Raw genomic sequence first — 17,598 nt, forward strand, 5'->3', positions numbered from 1 at the left:
AAAGCCGCGGCCTACTTTGCCAGGGACTCGATATGAAGTTCGGGTTCATCGCAAAGCATCGAGGAATCTGGCCGGTGTCATGGATTTGCGGGGCGCTCCCAGATTTTTGGCGGTGTCTCGCGCAGTGGCTTTCATGCTTGGTTCGTGCGCGCGCCGAGCGCCCGGTCGCGCAGCGACGAAGAGTATGAACGGAAGATCCGTGCCAGCTTCGTCTCCAGCTACCGAACCTATGGTGCACGCCGCGTCTGGCACGATCTCTTGGCCGAAGGCCTTTCATGCGGTCTGCATCGTGTCGAACGGCTGATGTGGCTGCATGGTCTGATGGCACGCCCGCGGCGCCGCGGGCTGCCCAAGGATCATGGCGAACGCTCGGTCATCGCCGGCAATGTTCTCGATCGGCAGTTCAGCGCTGACGCGCCGAACCAGAAGTGGGTGGCGGACTTCACTTACATCTGGACCGCCGAAGGATGGCTGTACGCGGCCGCGGTAATCGACCTGTTTTCCCGGCGCGTGGTCGGCTGGTCGATGAGCGACACGATGACAGCACAACTCGTTACCGACGCGCTGGTCATGGCGATCTGGCGGCGCGGCAAGCCCGACGCGCTGCTGCATCACTCGGACCAGGGTAGCCAGTATACCAGCGAGCAGTTTCAGCGGCTGATGGCCGACAACGGCGTCACCTGCTCGATGAGCCGGTCGGGCAACGTCTGGGACAACGCTGCGATGGAGAGCTTCTTCTCCTCGCTGAAAACCGAACGCATCGCGCGGAAAACATACCGCACGCGCAACCAGGCAAGGGCCGACGTGTTCGATTACATCGAGCGCTTCTACAATCCCACACGCAGACACTCGACCTTGGGGTATCTCAGCCCCATAGACTTCGAGAAGCAGGCTAATGTAGCCTAACCTCGTGTCCATGAGACCGGCAGCAGCTCAGCAACGACCTCTTGAACTCGCGCGCGCCTCCGGGGACGAACTGCCTCAGGTCCTCCGGGACCACACGACGGTAGGTGAGCCGGCCAGAGCTATGACGAAGAATATGCTGCAACTTGAAACCCACCACTTTGTACCCTCGCCTTGTACCCTGGCGAAGTCAGAAAGGGAAGGAATCGGGGTTTTTCGAGGGATTTCAACCCCCTGGAAAAAGGTGGTGCCGCTTAGAGGATTCGAACCTCTGACCCCATCATTACGAATGATGTGCTCTACCGACTGAGCTAAAGCGGCCCGGAACCTGGGCCTGCCCACGCGCCTCAGGGGTTTAAACCTTGGACGATGCCGTGGTGGCAGGCGGCGCACTTAGCTGTCGTTGTCATCAGACGCAATCGCTTTTGCGCAAGCTTGGTTAAGGCCACCGAGACAACGGCCCCGCATCATTGCGGACCCCGACACACACCATCCGGCCACTGGCGTGTGTCTATCCCGGCCACGTCCGCAGTCGCCCATTCCGGGCCGATTGCGCAAACGAGGAAGTCCTGGCCCGTGTCGCACACCCTATTGAAGTTCGTGGTGCTTGCCGCCCTGGCGTCACCACTGCCGGCCCGCGCCGACGTGGCCTTCCAGATTGTCGATGAGGTCGGTTCCCCGTCGCAAAAATCGGTCTCGATCGAGCAGTTGGCCCCTTCCCCCGCCGCGCAAGTTACGGTCCCGATCGAACAGGCTGGCGCCGGCATGGCGTTCGTGCCCGCCGCGATGCCCGCCGATCCTGCTGGCAACACATCGCTGATTGCGCAGCTCGGCCTGATGAATACCGTCGTGATCGAGCAGCCGGGCCTGTTCAACGCCTCGCTGATCACCCAAGGCGGGACCGGCAACGATTGTACGGTGTTCCAGTTGTCGAACGGCAATCTCTCGGTGGTCAGCCAGACCGGAAGCAACGGCTTCGTAAGCGTGACGCAGGGCACGCGCTGATCAAATCCCGGTTGCGAAGGCTTGCGGGTGCCGTAGACTGCGGTCATGAAAATCAGCACGTTTGCGCTCTCGGCAGCGCTTTTTGCCGGCATGAGCCAGTCCGCCCCTGCCAAGGTCGCGGTCGATCCGAAACAGCTAAGCGCAACGGTCACCACGCTGTCGTCCGATGCCTTTGAAGGACGCGCGCCGGGCACGGCTGGCGAAGCGCGCACGATCGAATACCTGGTTCAGCGCTTTCGTGCGCTGGGGCTGAAGCCGGCGGGACCGGACGGGCAGTGGGTCCAGGCGGTGCCCCTGCTGCATACCCGGCTGGGCACTCCCAAGGCGCTGGCGTTCAACGGGCCGCAGGGCGCAATGCCGGTAGAGCAAGCGCAGGGCATTTATCTTTCGACCGTGCTCCCCGAAGACAATGCGCGGATCGCGAAGGCTCCGCTGGTGTTCGTGGGCTATGGGGTGAAGGCGGCCGAGCGCGGGTGGGATGATTTCAAGATCGCTGACCTCAAGGGCAAGGTCGTGGTGTTTCTCGTCAATGATCCCGATTTCGCCGCTGCTCCGGGCGAGGCGGTTGCGGGCAAATTCGGCGGCAGGACGATGACCTACTACGGCCGCTGGACCTACAAGTTCGAGGAAGCCGCGCGCCAAGGCGCAATCGGCGCGCTGATCGTCCACGACACGCCGGGCGCCGGCTATGGCTGGAACGTGGTGATCAGCCCCGGCGGCGAGAATTACGATATTGCCCGCAAGCCCGACGAGTTGACCAGCCTGGCGCTGCAAGGCTGGATCGAGGGCGATGCGGCGGCGAAGCTGTTTGCTGCGGCGGGGCTGGATCTGGCCAAGCTGCGGGTCGAAGCACGCTCGCCTTCGTTCCGACCGGTTCCGCTGGTTGGCGTGACCTTCGATGCGGACATTCCGGTCAACCACGAACTGGTCGAAAGCCACAACGTGCTGGCACGGCTGCCCGGCACCACGCGGCCCGATGAAGTGGTCATGCTCGGCGCGCATTGGGACGCGTACGGCAAAGGCAAGCCCGATGCGCAAGGCCGCGTTTTCCGCCCCGGTGCGAACGACGATGCGCTGGGCGTGGCGGGGATTCTCGAGATCGCGCGATCGCTGAAAGCCGGCCCGCCACCGGCGCGCAGCGTGGTGTTTGCTGCGTGGACGGCAGAGGAACGCGGGCTGCTGGGTTCGGAATTCTACGCATCCAACCCGGTGTTCCCGCTCGACAAGACCGTGGCCAACCTGGCGATCGACATCCTACAGACCGCAGGCGCGGCGAAGGACGTGGTGCTGGTCGGCAAGGGTCAGGATACGTTGGAGGACGACATGGCGCGCGTTGCCGCGCTACAGGGCCGCACGGTCACGATCGAAGGCCTGCCCGAACGCGGATTGTTCTACCGCGCCGATCACTTCTCGATGGCCAAGCGCGGCGTGCCGGTGCTGCTGATGATGGGCATCGCCGGGGCATCGAACCTGAAACAGGGCGGGGTCGCGGCCGGGCAGGCGTGGATCGATGCCTATACCGGCAAATGCTACCACCAGACGTGCGACACCATCGGGCCTGACTGGAACCTCGCGGGCGCGGTTCAGGATATCGATCTGATCGGCACGATCACCGATGAATTGGCGCATTCCAGCCGGTGGCCGCAGTGGAAGCCGGGTTCGGAATTCAAGGCCATTCGCGACAAAAGCGCGGCCGCGCGGAAGTAGCTCCCGCGCGGCCTCGGTCCTTTAAAACTTCAGCGTGGCAGTCGCGAACACCTGGCGCGGGTTGCCGTAGAATGCGCTGAGCACGCCTTCCTTGCCCAGTGACGGGATCAGCGTGCCGTCGGCCTTCGTGGTCAGGGCACCTGTCGTCGCATTGGCGGCCAAGAAGGTATAGCCCGCCACCTTGTACTTGATATTGCCCAGGTTCTTGCCATGGACGCCGAACGACCAGCGGCCGCCCTTCGCGGTATAGACCACGTTGGCATCGAACAGCGTGAACGCATTCTGGTCGAGATAGGGGTTGGGAATCTCGAACTGGTAGGTCTTGCTGCGGTGCGACACGGTCGTCGACAGATCGAGCAATCCGCCGGCGATGGGCGTGGTGTAATCGAGTGTAGCGCTGGCGGTGTACTTGGGGGTGTTCTGGAAGTTGCGGAACGCCGCCACGTCGGTCGGCACGCCGCCGATGTTGGTAATGTACTGCTTGTACTTGGCATCGATGTACCCGAACGAGCCCGACAGCGTCAGCGCGTCACCCGCAGTAGCAAAATCGCGCGCCAGCTTGGCGCTGGCTTCGACTTCGATGCCTTGCAGCCTGGCCTTGCCGGCGTTCGACACCACGCCGCAGAAGCTGGGCAATCCGCCCACCACGCACGCCACCGATCCGGGGATCTGGACATTGGTGTAATCCGCATGGAACGCCGCGAGGCTGAACTGCAGCCTGCGATCGAACAGCGAGGCCTTGTAGCCGATCTCGTAGCTGTTGACCTGTTCGGGCGCGAAGCTGAGGAACTGCGCGATCTCGTCCTGGCTGACCGCGCCGTCCTTGTTGTAGTCGGGCGTGTTCACACCGGCGCCACGCGGATCGAACCCGCCACCCTTGAAGCCCTGGCTGAAGCTTGCATAGAGCGTGTGGTCGGGCGTGGGCTTGAAGGTGACCGATGCGCGCGGGGTGAACTTGCGGAAGGTGCGCTCGCCGCGGAAGTTGGTGCCGGGCGCGCCAAAAGCGACCCCTGCCCCGCCGAACACCGGCGAACCGCCACCCAGGTAGTTCTGCCGCAGGATGACCGCCTTGCGCTGATCCCAGGTGTAGCGGCCACCGACCGAGACGCTGAACTGGTCGGTCAGGTCGTACGTGAAATCGCCAAAGCCGGCGAGCGTATCGGTGCGGATGTCGGCGTTGGTAAATGCCGTCAACCCGTTGAGCGTGGTGAACAGCCGCACGTCAAACTGGGTTAGCGCATCGGCGTTGAGGTAATAGGCACCCAGCAACCCGTGGAACCGGCCGGTGTCAACCAGGACCTGCAGTTCCTGGCTCAGCTGGTAGTTCTTGTAGAAGCCGGGCACATCGACATCGACCGCGGGCAGCGCGTCGAAATCGATCGGCGAGGCGCTGTTGTCCTTGCGGTATGCGGTGATGCTGCGCAGCGTCAGCCCGTCGACCGGCTTGGCCTCGACGAAGATCGAACCACCGTAAGCCTCAACGTCCTGCTTGGGCGAATTGAGCCCGCCTTGCGTATCGAACACGTTGGGCAGCACCGGGGTGCCGGTAAGCTGGCTAGGGATCAGGCGGTGGCCGCCGCGCGCGTTCGAGCGATCGTGCGTGTAATCACCCGATACGCGCACGAAGATCTTGTTGCCGTGGAGTTCGACCGTGCCCCGGCCGGCCCAGATGTCCTTGTTGTAGTTGGACAACCCGGTGGTGTAATTGGTGCCGAAGCCGCCGCGCGTCAGCCGGGCCAAGGTGGCGCCCACTCGGATCAGCCCATCGGCGATCGGCGCGCTGACCGAGGCCACGCCATCGGCCTGGTTGTATTCGCCGTACGTGCCGCGCAGCGACAGCGCGAAATCGTTGGGCAGGCGCCGCGACACGTACTTGACTGCACCGCCGACGGTGTTGCGCCCGTAAAGCGTGCCCTGGGGCCCGCGCAGCACTTCGATCCGCTCCACATCATAGATGTCGAGCACAGAGGCCTGCGGACGGTTGAGATAGACGTCGTCGAGATAGATGCCGACGCCCTGTTCGAAGCCCGAGACCGGGTCCTGCTGGCCCACGCCGCGGATGAACGCGGTGAGCGTGGAATTGGTTGCGCGGCTGGGAGAAAGCGTGACGTTGGGGGTGGTCTGCGCGATCGAGGTGATGTCGAGAGCGCCGCGCTGCGCCAGCTTTTCGGCGCTGAGCGCGGTAATCGCGATCGGCACGTCGAGCAGCGATTCCTCGCGGCGGCGCGCGGTGACGATAATCGCGCCATCGGTATCGGCCGGCGTCGCCGTTTCGGCTGCGGGTTGCGCTTCGGGCGCGGCTTGGGCGAAGGCGGCGTCTGCCGTGAAGGCGCTACAGGCCAACCCTGCCAGCAACAGCGAACGCGCGAATTTACCGTGGATGCCGATCATGCCATCTATCTCCCAGATTCTGGCCCCCAAACGGTGGCCCGGTTGCTTTCCAACCGCGATGATGGCAGGTTATTGAAAGTTGAACCGTGTTTCAACTACGATTGTGCGAGGGGAACGCATTTGGGTCAGGACCGTGGCAACAAGGCGACAGCGGCAACACCGGCAAGTGCGGTGTCGGCGGCAGCAATGAGTGCGATTTCGCCTGCCGATCCGCGCTCGCCGCGCACCGAACGCGGCCGCCGCACGCAACGCGCGCTGCTCGATGCGGCCGCAGCGGAATTCGGCGAAAAGGGCTTTCACGACAGTTCGGTGGTGTCGATCACCAGCCGCGCCGGGGTCGCGCTCGGCAGTTTCTACACCTATTTCGAATCGAAGGACGCGCTGTTCCGCGCGCTGGTCGAAGACTTGTCCAACCGCGTGCGCGACCAGGTAGCGCCAGCAGTCGAAAACAACGGACTGGGCGTGATCGCGGCCGAGCAGCCGGCACTTTCCGCGTTCCTGGGCTTCGTGCGCGAACACAAGGAATTGTACCGCATCATCGACGAGGCCGAATTCGTCGCGAACGACGCCTGGCGCACACATTACTTTGGCGGCGCCGCGCGCATCCTGGGCCGGCTCAAGCTGGCCGAGGCGGCGGGCGACACTTCGGTGCCGATCGACGAAGTCCACGCCTGGGCGGTGATGGGCATGAACGTGTTCCTTGGTTTGCGGTTCGGCGTGATGGATGCGGACCGCTCGGTCGATGATGTCGCCGAAATCGCCAATGCCATGGTGCGGCGGGGCATCGCGCGCGGTTGAACGCAATGTCGGGGCAGTCCGCCCCGCCGCTAACCACCTTTTAACCCTTGGCGATGAAGCTCGGCTTTTCCCCAAGCGAGTTGAACCGATGGCCATTGCCGCGCACATGGACGAGGCCCCTTCCCCCGCGACCACATCCGCAGGCCAAGCCCGCGATCCGCGCCGCGTGCTCCACCTCGATGCCGAAGGCGCGCTGCCTTCGGGCGCGCGAACCAACGTGCGCGTCCACAACGTATCGACCAGCGGGCTGTTGCTCGAAACCGCGATCCGGCTGACCGTGGGCGAGCGGATCGAGATCGACCTCCCCCATGCCACCGCTACCTGGGCGCGCGTGATCTGGACCAGCGACGACCTTTCGGGCTGCCAGTTCGAGCAACCGATCTCCGAAGCCGCGCTCAGCGCCGCACAATTGCGAGCCACGCCCGGGCAACCACTCGAACTGGCCGAGCGATCCCCTGAAACGGCTCCAGGCGAATCGTTCGGGACCCGGCTCCAGCGCCTGCGCAAGGACCGCGGATTTACGCTTGCGCAAGTCGCGGCGCAGCTCGGGGTTAGCAAGCCGACGGTGTGGGCCTGGGAACAGGGCAAGGCCAAGCCAGTCGAGAGCCGGATCGAGGCGCTTGCCGCCGTTTATGGCGTGCACCCGTCCGACCTTGTGCAGAGCCGCATTTCGCCCGCCTTGTTCGAGCTGATCGCGCGCTCGAAAGAGCAAATCGCCGAAGCTGTCGGCACCACCACCGACAAGATCAGGATCATGATCGACCTTTGACGCGGGTACGCGCAAGGTAAGTCGCCGGGCTAACGTTGCCGCGCTAATGGCATGCCTGCTCCCCCGGCCGATTCGTGCTCGAAGCCGAAGGCATGTGTTGCGCAAATAGTGCCCCGGGCAGACACTGGGCTGGTCTGCCACGAAATCCGCCGGGCATCGCGAAGCCGCCCTGCCCGCCCACGCGGCGCGCGCTTTGCCGCTGATTTGTCATGATCATCACGGTTCCCTGCAAAGCGATATGTCGACCGCTTCCGACGCGGCATCCGTTGCATCCGCGCAAAACCGACCAGCGATATCAATTTGCATGGCGCGCGCCAGATGAAGACTGTTGGCACTCATTTAATTCGTGGTAAATATCCCCATCGCAGCGAGTCTGTATTTAATGTCGTTAGCTAACTTTCCAAATACCGGAAGATTTATTGAGGTTATGACGACCAATAAAGATTTTCCGGCAACTATATTCCATACATTATTCATCAGGGCTTGAGAGCGCGTCCGCGCCAGGCCATGCCGGGGGGGCAAAACGTCGATGAGAGTGCAATTCACGTCGCAGGAAAGTTCTGCGCTGTTCCACCTGCTGGCCGAGACGACCACCGACATCATCCTGAAGACCGACCGCAACGGCTTCATCCTGCACGCGTCGTCCGCGATGGAGCGGTTGGGGCTGTGGCCCGCGCGGTGTCTCGATGCGTTGGTCCAGCCGCATCTGCTCGACCTGGTGGATGCCGACCATGCCGATGCAATCCGCGCCGAACACGAAGCGGTCATCGCCGGCCGGGCAGTCGGCGGCTGGATCGAGTTCGCCACCGCTGCGGACAACACGCCCGCGCGCTGGTTCCAGATCCAGATCCGCGCGCTCACCGACGATGCCGGTGCGATCTACGGCGCGGTCAGCCTGATGCGCAGCATCGAGGAACGGCGCAGCTTCGAGGACAAGCTATTCGCCGCCGAACTGACAGATCCACTGACCGGGCTGACCAACCGCAAGGCGTTCCTGTCAATGCTCCAGCACATGGTCGATGAGCGCATGGACGGATGCCTGGCGATCTTCGACATAGACCGCTTCCGCGCAATCAACATGCGCTACGGCCATTCGTTCGGCGATGAAGTGCTGGTGGTGTTCGCGCAATTGCTGATGACGATGATGCGCAGCGCCGACATCATCTCGCGGATCGGCGGAGGCAGCATTGCAGTGCTGTTGCCCGGCGCTTCCACCACGCGTGCGCATGCGATCTGCGCGCGCGTGCTCGACGATCTGGGCGAAATCCGCCAGGTCACCGGTTCGGGCAGCTTCGCGTTGAGCGCCAGCGCAGGCATCGCCGGCATCGGCGGATCGCCCGACAACACCATCAAGCGCGCCGAACTCGCGCTGTTCTTCGCCAAGTCGCGCGGGCCCAACCGGCTCGAAACCGAGGATTCGGCAAAAGCGCCCTGGCCCAACCGGCGCAGGGCGTGAAATGGAAGGTTACGACCTGAAACCCGCCGAACCGGTGCTGACACACGGTAAGTGCAGGCTGGGCTTAAGGAGTATTTAACGGCGTTTGGTCGAATATTCGTAAGGACCAGGGGGGCTTGAACCGACACGGGAACGAGGCCTGACACGATGCTCGAGAACCAGAAATTCCGCCCCACAGCGGTCGTCGGACCGCTTGGCGAGGCGATCACGATGGATACGATCCCACCCGCAGATACCACGCGCTGGGTAGCGCGACGCAAGGCCGAAGTGGTTGCAGCAGTCAACGGCGGCCTGCTGTCGGTCGACGAAGCGTTGATGCGATATGGGCTTTCGCTCGAAGAGTTCGAAAGCTGGCGGATCACGTTGCGACGGGTCGGCATGCCCGGTCTGAGGATCACGCATACTCAGGACCATGGCCACTTGCGCAAACGGCATTGAGGAAAGGGCACGGCTCGCGAACCCGCCATGGCAGACTTGCGCACCCTTAACCCCCGCGTGGTCGAAGCGCTCTATGTCGAAGCGCTGGTGCTGGCCGATGAAGTGCGCGCGCGGTTCGAGCAGGCACGCCACCGCAATGCCGCGACCTGCGCCGATGACCTGACGCGCGTGGCGCTATCGTGCGAGGCGCTGCGCGCCAGGACGCGCGTGTTGCAGTGCCTGGCATGGCTGCTCAATCACCGTGCGTTCTGCGCCGGCGAAGTGACCGAACTGCAATTGCGGTTGCATTGTCCGCTGGTGATCCCGGTGCCGACGACCGATCCCGATAACGAACCGCACCTCCCCCCGGCGATGATGGACATCATTCGCGAGACCGAACACCTCTACGATCGTATCATCCGGCTCGAACAAGCCTGGCGCATCAAACCGGCCGGTCGGAGTGCGGTGGAAGGACTGCGCGACAGACTCACGCGCGGGCTGCTGTGCGGATGATGGCACCCGGTCAAAGCCGGAAGCGCCCGATCACCGTGCCGTCGGCATGGTAAGCGGTCAAAATCCAGCCCTTGCCCCGCCGTTCCATTACGCAGAAGCCGAAAACATCCTGCACGGTGGTGAGGCTCACCAGCGGCCCGGCGCCGGGCTTGCCTTTCGCTTGCGCAAGCGTTCCCGGCGATTTGGGCGGGTCTTCGGCGGTGCCCGAAAAGCCGGCGATGACTTGCGTCGGCCGATCGCTGAAGCGGGCGACCTGGAATTCGTGAACGTGACCGGCGATCATCACCGCGGTGTTCAACTTGCCGAGCGCACCCAGCGCTTTGATCGGCTTTGACCCGATTGTGACCTCGTCCGTTGCATCCTTGCGCCAGGACACCGGATTGAGCGGATAGTGCGCGGTGACGATGCCGAAGCGGCTGCCGCGCAGCAGCGTTGCAATCTGCGCAAAGTCGTTGCGGTAAGAGTCGCGCAGCGCTTCATCGTGTTTTTCAGTCTTGGCAATCCCGGCCAGGTCGGCAACCGCGATCCGCGTGCCGCCCCCGAGATCGATCGCATATGGCGCTCCGCGATCGCCCAACTGATCGTGCGCCGGGTCCACGCAATCCTGCCTTGGCGCAGGCGCATGGGGATCGAACATCCGCCACCAGCCCTCGCCCGCGCGCGCGCACTCCTCGTGATTGCCGCGCACCATCACCCACGGAGCGGCGGCCAGCAACGGTGCGGCGGGATCGAGGAAATCGGCGCGCCAGCTAGCCTCGCCATAGCCCCACACGGCATCGGCGCAGGCACCTTTGCCCGCAGGACAAGCGTTCTCGCGGTAGAGGTAATCGCCCACGTGGAGCACCAGATCGGGCCGCATCGCGGCTGCGCGCGCAGCGATCGCGGCGAAAGGCCATTTGGCCGGATCGTTGCAGCCCTGCCAGGCATCGTCCGCAGCCTTGAGCCGGCACCCGGTATCCCCCATCACCACGATCCGATCGATCCGCGCGCGCGGAAGGGGCAGGAGATGCCCCTGATAGGCAGCGCGACGGGTTTGCCGCGACAGCGCGCGTTCGCAAACCCTGCCCGGAAACGAAAGCGGTGCGTCAACCTTGGCGTTGTTGATGCGCGCGGGCAACGTCGCGGGCGACACGCGCTCGTCCATGCCGGCCGTGCGGCCGTCGACGACCAGGCTCGGACAAGCCGCCGCGTCCGTAATCAGCCGCACGACGCTGCCGCCTGGTGCCATTTCCACCCACGTCCGGTCGGCGGCCTTCGCGCCCGAAGCCAGACCCAGCGCAATCGATACCAACACGGCGATGGACCAGAACTTCATGGCCAGCTTGCTCCCAATTCTCCTGCCCGCTCGATCAAAACTTGAACTTGACTTGCGCCTGGTAGCTACGGCCCGGATTGAAGAAGTACAACGGGGTCGCGCCGGTCGAGCTGCCGATCTTGGTGGTCGAACGGTTGTCGAACACGTTGTACACAGTCACGCCCAGCCAAGCCGGTCCGACTTTCACGCTGCCCGATGCGATGCCCAGGCTGTAAGGTGCAATGCGGACAAGTTCGCCACCGTCGGCAAATTGACGGCCGGTGAACTTCTGGATCATGCTCAGTTTGAAGCGCGGGCCCGAATAGACCATACCCAGCGTGGCGGTGTAGTTCGGCGCCTGCGGCAGCCACAACCCGGTGACATGGTCCTTCGCGCTCATGATCGAACCGTTGGCGATCGCGGTCAGCCCATGCACCAGCAGATAGCTCACCTGGCCCTCGACGCCCTTGTAGCGCGCCGGATTGCCGTTGGTAACCGAGATGCCGGTGCCGGGATCGGTCGAAATCGAGTTGCTGGCCTCGATATAGTAGCCATCGAAATCGATGTTCAGCCGATCGCCAGCATAGACCGTGCCGAACTGGTAATTGGTCGTCCTGGTGGGTGATAGGTTGCAGTTGGTTGCACCGGCAGCCGTGCCCGGCACGACGCAAGTGGTGCCGCCGTTCGCGGTCGGATAAATCACCTCGAGGCTGTCCGCCAATTGCGGGATCAGGAAGCCCTTGGCGTATTGCGCATAGACCGACCAATCGGGCCTGATCAGGAAGTTGGCCGAGAAATACGGCAATGTCGGCTTGTAGCTATCCGAAGTCTGAATGCCCACGCGCGTCTTTTGCGACGCGATCGGGGTATTGATCCGGCGGGTGAAATTCTGGACCTTCACGCCCGGCGTCAGCGTCAGCCGGTTGTCGAGCAATTTGAATTCGAACTCGCCAAAGCCCTGTATCTGGTCCCAACTCGTCTTCTCGTCATAGGCGATATAGGCCGGGACGAGCTGGCCATTGAGCTGCGTGTTGAAAACCTTGTTGGTTTCCTTGTAGTTATACACTTGCGCCATGCCGGCAAAGTCGAACTGTTTGGCGGTCAACGCGCCGCTCTGGAAGCCCTTGGTAAAGTCGTAATCGTAGCGATAGCGGTGCGATGCCGAATGCTCGAACCAGGCGCCAAGATGCGCAATGCCGATCGCAGTCTTGAGCGTCAGTTCCAGAATGTCGCCATAATTCCGGTACTGGTTGACCTTCGTGTAGCCGGGAATGTCACCCGCCGTGGCAGTTCCGCCGTTGCCGAGCGCGCCCGATGGGGCCAGCTTGGTCGACATCCCGCCGCAGGTGTTCTGCGCCAGCACCCCGGTGCAGGGCGTGGTGCTGGATTCGGTCGATACGGTGAAGTTCTTGTAGAAGTACGTGTACCACTTGTTATCGAGCGTCAGGTTGTCGGTCATGTTCCACTGCAACCGCGCGATTTCGAAGTCGGTGGTCTTGTTGGTCCAGTTGAAATCGTTGCGCGCGCTGGCGAACGGCGTGCCGGCAAACCGGGCTTCGTTGAAGTTCACCAAGCCGAAGCTCTTGCCATAAAGCCCCACTTGCGAGGTGGCGAGGCAGTTGTTGCCATCGTCCTGCGGGTATGGACCGCCCGGCGCCGCGGCCTTGATCGAACCGGTGCAAGATACGCCGTTGTTGTCCGATTGCCGGTAGAAATCCTGGTTGTAGCTGGTCAGGATCGACAGTTTGGCATTGTCGCCCAGTGGCTTTTCCGCCTTGATGAAGCCGTTGATAAACCAGGCATTCGAACCTGACAGCGCCGTTTGCGTGTCCTTGTATTCGCCGATTGCGATAACTTTCAGCCCGCCGAGCTTGTCGATCGAACCGCTGTTGATCGTCAACCGTCCCAGGTACGTATCGTACGAGCCATAGACCCCTTGGCCCTCGATAAACGCCTTGTCCTTGGTTTCACGCGAAATCAGGTGGATGTTGCCACCGAAACTGGCCTGGCCAAGATCGGTCGCCGACCCGGGCCCGCGATCGACGATAATGCGTTCATATGTACCGTCGGGGAAATAAGCGGTCGAGTGATGCGTGGGATTGTTCGAATCACCGAACGGTACGCCGTCGTAAGTGATGTTGAAAAAGCCGTCCTGAAAGCCGCGCAGCACGGTCTTCGATTCCGAAAGGCCCGGCCCGCCGCCGTTGCTGGTGCCCGAAGCACCCGGCGTCAGCAGGATCACATCCGAAAAGTCGGCTGTGGCCGGAACCGAATCCTCGATGATCGATCGGCTGACGATCGCCTGCGGTTCGAAAGTGTGGACCGAAGCGGTGATCGGGGTGGACAGGTTGACCGCGGTGCCGGTGACGACGATGTCATCCGCGTTGCCGATCTTGCTGGCGTCTGCATCCGCGGTGTCGGCTGATGGAGCGGGCTGAGCCGCTGCTTGCGGGCCAGCGGCTGCCGCATGGGCGCTTCCACCAAACGTCGCGAGCACAAATGCTGCAGATCCGGCAAGCAGCCGGGCGCGGAATTGATCAATCATGGTTGCCCCTCACGGTCCCGATTCTCGGGAATGTTCGCAGCAGCTTCTGCCAACACCGCATGACTGGTTCGCGTCATTTTCGTTGCGATTTCACGAATTACAGGGCGATTACGTCACCAATTCGACACAATGCGGAAGCTGGCGGTGATCGAAAATCCGGCACCATGGCATTCAATCAAGCCAAGTGATTGATCCACAATCGCACCGTTATCAAACAATCGAGTATTGACGGTCATGTCAAATATCAAGATCAACGGTGAACCACGATAGAGTCATTGCTCCAAATAAAATCCGATATGGACGATTTTTGACGGTATGAACAATCAATCACGCCTCTCCTTGCTTGACGGACTGCGTTTGATTGCTGCCGTTTCGGTTGTGTTGTATCATATTCATTTATCCGCCAACGGCTTGGGTGTATTCAGTCGAGGCTACTTGTTCGTGGACTTCTTCTTCCTGTTAAGCGGATTTGTCCTCACCCTCGCGGCCGAAGACCGGATGAACGCCAAGGACGGCGCTTTGCGGTTCCTGCGCGCGCGGGTCGCGCGGCTCTGGCCGATCATTGCAGTCGGCGCGCTGACCGGTGCGCTGTTGCGGATGATCGAAACCGGGCAGTCGGTTCGCATGCTGCTGGTACAGGCGATGCTGCTGATGCCCAATGTTCGGCCCAATTCCGCGCAAGGTGGTCTGATTTTTCCGCTCAACGGCCCACACTGGTCGATGATGCTCGAAATCCTTGCAAACACCGCACACTTGCTGGTGATCCGGCGGCTCTCGGATCGCATGGTTCTGGCCGTGGCGGGGCTTGGTGGAACAGTGCTGGCCGTGTCGATCTTCCTGTTCGGCTCGGCCACGTTCGGACCGGATAGTTCGAACTGGTGGATGGGCTTTGCGCGGATCGGATTTTCTTATCCATGCGGTGTGTGGCTGGCCCGCCAATGGAAGAATACGCCGCCAGACAGCATCCGAACGTCGTCGGGTTTGCCCTGGTACGTGGCGCTGACCCTGCCGCTTTCTGCGCTCATGGTTCTGCCAGCTCTGCCGCTGAACACTGCCATCGGTGATGCGCTCGTCATCCTCCTGTTGTTCCCCCCGCTGCTGTGGCTGGCAGCGTCGGCCACCCCTCCGGCGTTTGCTGGCAAATGGCTGCGAGCTGCTGGGCTGCTGTCGTTCCCGCTCTATGCGGTGCACTTGCCGATTCTGGAATATGTCGGCGGGCTTCACCTTGGCCCGCTCGGCCCGGCAATTGCCATCGCGGCGGCCTTGCTCGCTGCGGCTCTCGTCGCGCAAATTCCGCCCATCCGAGCAATCCGGCCATTCCCGCGCCTTCGCAACCGGTCCACTGTCCCGCTCCCATGACGTCGGTCCCTTGACGCCATCTGCCAGCGCGGTAGTCGCCGCGCATGGCTGAACCCGTCTCCCCCCTCGCCGTCGCCTTCCCCGCAATGCCCGCGATTGCCGGCGTGACGCTCCGCATCGCGCGCGCGGGCTACAAGGAATGGAGCCGCTGCGACCTGACATATGCCGAATTGGCCGAGGGCACCGCCGTCGCCGGCGTGTTCACGCGCAATGTCTGCTGCTCGTCCGAAGTCGAACTGGGGCGCGAAGCCGTCTGCCATGGCCGCGCGCGCGCACTGGTGGTCAACGCCGGCAACTCGAACGCCTTCACCGGCTATCGCGGACGCGAAGCTGTCGACGCGATCATGGCACAAGTGTCCGGGCACCTGGGTTGCGCAAAAAACGAGGTGTTCGTCTCATCCACCGGCGTCATCGGTGTGCCGCTGCCCCGGGGCAAGGCCCAGGCGGGCGTCGACGCCGCGCTTGCGGCAGAGCCCTGCACCTGGGAAGACGCCGCGCGCACCATCGGCACCACCGATACCTTCACCAAGGGCGCCACCGTACAAGCCGTGGTCGATGGCAAAACGGTGACGCTCTGCGCAATCATCAAGGGCAGCGGCATGATCGCGCCCGACATGGCGACGATGCTCGGCTACATATTCACCGACGCCGTCATCGAACCGGGGTTTTTGCAGGATATGTTGTCCGCCGCCAACGCGCGGACGTTTTCGTGCATCACCGTCGATTCGGACACGTCGACCAGCGACACCGTACTTGCTTTCGCCACGGGCAAAGCCGGCAATGCCCCGCTCGCTTCGTTCGACAGCGTGGGCGCCGATGCTTTCGCTGCCGCGCTGAACGACGTTTGCCTGCAACTCGCCCACCTGGTCGTGCGCGATGGAGAGGGCGCGCAAAAGTTCATCGCAGTGACGGTAACCGGTGCCGCCAGCGATGACAGCGCGCGGGCCGTCGGTCTTTCGATCGCCAACTCGCCGCTGGTCAAGACCGCGATCGCCGGTGAAGATGCCAATTGGGGCCGCGTGGTCATGGCGGTGGGCAAGGCTGGCGAACCCGCCGACCGCGATCTGCTGTCGATCGGCTTCGGCGGCACCTGGGCCGCGCGCGATGGCCAACCGCTGCCCGATTACGACGAAGCCCCGGTCTCTGCACACCTCAAGGGCCGCGAAGTTTCGATCGAAGTCGATCTCGGCATGGGCAGCGGCAGAGCCACGGTGTGGACCTGCGATCTCACCCACGGCTACATCGCGATCAACGCGGATTACCGGAGTTGACCTTGTCCCCAGCCGATCTCGCGCTGTCTGCAGCGGTCGAAGCGGTGATGCGCGATGCCGCCGCGCGTGCGATCGTGCCACGTTATCAAACGCTGGCCGCGCATGAAATCGAGGAAAAAGCCGCCGACGACGCCGTAACAATCGCGGACACCGAAGCCGAGACGATCCTGGCAGAAGGGCTCGCGCGGGTGTTGCCCAAAGCAACCATCGTCGGCGAGGAAGCGGCGCATGCCGATCCGGCGGTGCTCGATCGGCTGAAAGATGCTTCGTGCTGGATAATCGATCCGCTCGACGGCACCAACAATTTCGCGCGAGGGAAACCGCCATTCGGGGTAATGGTCGCGCTGTCCGAATATGGCGAGGCGGTGGCCGGCTGGATCCTCGATCCGCTGAGCGGGCGGATGTGCCACGCGGTCAAGGGCCGCGGCGCTTATATCGATGGAGCGCGAATCCAAGCCCGCACTACCGGGCTCATCCCTCCGGTGGCCGGAATCTCGCTGATGTTCGTCGATCCGGCCAAGCGCAAGGCGATGATGGAACACATCGCGCCGCATTACACGCTGGTGGATATCCCGCGCTGCGCCGCCGAACAATATCCGCGGCTGGTGCTGGGCGTGAACGATGTTTCGGTGTTCGAACGCACATATGCGTGGGACCACGCGGCGGGCGCGCTGTTGGTCAACGAAGCCGGCGGCAAAGTCGCGCGGCCCGACGGATCGCCGTACCGCGTGGACGAGCACATGCTGCCCGGCCTGATCGGCGCGGCGAGTCCTGCCCTGTGGGACGAACTCGCCGCGCGGCTCGATCGGATTTAAAGAACGCTTTCCAACCAGCCCTTGAGCTGGCTCTTGGGCGCGGCGCCCAGCTTCTGAGCGACTGGCTTGCCGTCCTTGAACAGCACCATCAGCGGGATCGTCTGCACGCCCACGTCACCGGGAACTTGCGTGTTTTCCATGATGTCCATCTTCACGATGCTGACCCTGTCGGCCAGTTCGTCGGAGATTTCTTCCAGAGCCGGCCCGATCATCTTGCACGGACCGCACCAGTCCGCCCAGAAATCGACAAGGACGGGCTTGTCCGAGCCGAGCACGTCGGTGGCGAAGCTGGCATCGGTTACGGCTTTGGTGGGCATGCTGGTGATTCCTTTTTCTGCGTATCGACAATGTAGGG

15 protein-coding genes, 1 tRNA gene and 1 pseudogene are annotated in these 17,598 nt (G+C 62.9%); 11 read left to right on the forward strand and 6 right to left on the reverse strand.

Annotated elements, in window-relative coordinates:
• Positions 1 to 906 (forward strand): annotated as a pseudogene (locus tag Q0R16_RS07770) (IS3 family transposase); the annotation flags it as partial.
• Positions 907 to 1,148: 242 nt separating this feature from the next.
• Here Q0R16_RS07770 and Q0R16_RS07775 read toward each other — a convergent pair.
• Positions 1,149 to 1,224, reverse strand: a tRNA-Thr gene (locus Q0R16_RS07775).
• Between the two features lie 255 nt (positions 1,225 to 1,479).
• On the opposite strand from Q0R16_RS07775, the gene Q0R16_RS07780 reads away from it, so the two are divergent.
• Together Q0R16_RS07780 and Q0R16_RS07785 are read left to right on the forward strand one after the other, a co-directional pair.
• A complete protein-coding gene (locus Q0R16_RS07780) occupies positions 1,480 to 1,908 on the forward strand; it encodes a hypothetical protein (RefSeq protein WP_295634557.1) in 429 nt (142 codons plus the stop codon).
• 45 nt (positions 1,909 to 1,953) lie between these two features.
• Positions 1,954 to 3,615 (forward strand): M20/M25/M40 family metallo-hydrolase, encoded by a 1,662-nt coding sequence (locus Q0R16_RS07785; protein WP_295634560.1) that lies wholly within the window; start codon positions 1,954 to 1,956, stop codon positions 3,613 to 3,615.
• Between the two features lie 21 nt (positions 3,616 to 3,636).
• Here the strand turns inward: Q0R16_RS07785 and Q0R16_RS07790 are convergent, their stop codons facing one another.
• Entirely contained in the window at positions 3,637 to 6,006 is a 2,370-nt protein-coding gene (locus tag Q0R16_RS07790; protein WP_295634563.1) for a TonB-dependent receptor, read from the reverse strand.
• A gap of 186 nt (positions 6,007 to 6,192) precedes the next feature.
• Between Q0R16_RS07790 and Q0R16_RS07795 the strand changes: the two genes are divergently transcribed.
• The 5 genes from Q0R16_RS07795 to Q0R16_RS07815 all read left to right on the forward strand — a co-directional run bounded on the left by Q0R16_RS07795 (position 6,193) and on the right by Q0R16_RS07815 (position 9,959).
• Positions 6,193 to 6,804, forward strand: a complete 612-nt coding sequence (locus Q0R16_RS07795; protein WP_295634566.1) for a TetR/AcrR family transcriptional regulator — start codon at positions 6,193 to 6,195, stop codon at positions 6,802 to 6,804.
• Positions 6,805 to 6,892: 88 nt separating this feature from the next.
• Positions 6,893 to 7,573: a helix-turn-helix transcriptional regulator gene (locus Q0R16_RS07800; RefSeq protein WP_295634569.1), complete on the forward strand. Its 681-nt coding sequence runs from the start codon at positions 6,893 to 6,895 to the stop codon at positions 7,571 to 7,573.
• Between the two features lie 529 nt (positions 7,574 to 8,102).
• Positions 8,103 to 9,029, forward strand: a complete 927-nt coding sequence (locus tag Q0R16_RS07805) for a sensor domain-containing diguanylate cyclase (protein ID WP_295634572.1) — start codon at positions 8,103 to 8,105, stop codon at positions 9,027 to 9,029.
• Positions 9,030 to 9,176: 147 nt separating this feature from the next.
• Entirely contained in the window at positions 9,177 to 9,467 is a 291-nt protein-coding gene (locus Q0R16_RS07810; protein ID WP_295634575.1) for a DUF1153 domain-containing protein, read from the forward strand.
• 27 nt (positions 9,468 to 9,494) lie between these two features.
• Positions 9,495 to 9,959 carry a DUF1465 family protein gene (locus Q0R16_RS07815; RefSeq protein WP_295634578.1) on the forward strand — a complete coding sequence of 155 codons (465 nt, stop codon included), beginning with the start codon at positions 9,495 to 9,497 and terminating at the stop codon, positions 9,957 to 9,959.
• Between the two features lie 10 nt (positions 9,960 to 9,969).
• Here the strand turns inward: Q0R16_RS07815 and Q0R16_RS07820 are convergent, their stop codons facing one another.
• The 3 genes from Q0R16_RS07820 to Q0R16_RS07830 form a co-directional block, all read right to left on the reverse strand.
• On the reverse strand, positions 9,970 to 11,274 hold the full coding sequence (locus Q0R16_RS07820; protein WP_295634581.1) for a metallophosphoesterase: 1,305 nt from the start codon (positions 11,272 to 11,274) through the stop codon (positions 9,970 to 9,972).
• 34 nt (positions 11,275 to 11,308) lie between these two features.
• Positions 11,309 to 13,798 (reverse strand): TonB-dependent receptor, encoded by a 2,490-nt coding sequence (locus Q0R16_RS07825; protein ID WP_295634584.1) that lies wholly within the window; start codon positions 13,796 to 13,798, stop codon positions 11,309 to 11,311.
• Between the two features lie 113 nt (positions 13,799 to 13,911).
• On the reverse strand, positions 13,912 to 14,034 hold the full coding sequence (locus Q0R16_RS07830) for a hypothetical protein (protein ID WP_295634587.1): 123 nt from the start codon (positions 14,032 to 14,034) through the stop codon (positions 13,912 to 13,914).
• Positions 14,035 to 14,113: 79 nt separating this feature from the next.
• Between Q0R16_RS07830 and Q0R16_RS07835 the strand changes: the two genes are divergently transcribed.
• The 3 genes from Q0R16_RS07835 to Q0R16_RS07845 are packed head-to-tail and all read left to right on the forward strand — an operon-like array spanning position 14,114 to position 17,243.
• Positions 14,114 to 15,157, forward strand: coding sequence for an acyltransferase (locus Q0R16_RS07835; protein ID WP_295634590.1), 1,044 nt, complete (start codon positions 14,114 to 14,116; stop codon positions 15,155 to 15,157).
• A 44-nt stretch (positions 15,158 to 15,201) separates the two neighbouring features.
• Positions 15,202 to 16,428, forward strand: a complete 1,227-nt coding sequence (gene argJ / locus Q0R16_RS07840; RefSeq protein WP_295634593.1) for a bifunctional glutamate N-acetyltransferase/amino-acid acetyltransferase ArgJ — start codon at positions 15,202 to 15,204, stop codon at positions 16,426 to 16,428.
• A gap of 47 nt (positions 16,429 to 16,475) precedes the next feature.
• Positions 16,476 to 17,243, forward strand: a complete 768-nt coding sequence (locus Q0R16_RS07845; RefSeq protein ID WP_295634616.1) for an inositol monophosphatase family protein — start codon at positions 16,476 to 16,478, stop codon at positions 17,241 to 17,243.
• Here Q0R16_RS07845 and trxA read toward each other — a convergent pair.
• Entirely contained in the window at positions 17,240 to 17,560 is a 321-nt protein-coding gene (gene trxA / locus Q0R16_RS07850) for a thioredoxin (RefSeq protein WP_295634595.1), read from the reverse strand. The two genes, Q0R16_RS07845 and trxA, sit on opposite strands and share 4 nt — an antisense overlap.
• Positions 17,561 to 17,598: the final 38 nt, after the last annotated feature.

Origin of the sequence: Novosphingobium sp., assembly GCF_025351285.1 — a bacterium.
Taxonomy (GTDB): Bacteria; Pseudomonadota; Alphaproteobacteria; order Sphingomonadales; family Sphingomonadaceae; genus Novosphingobium.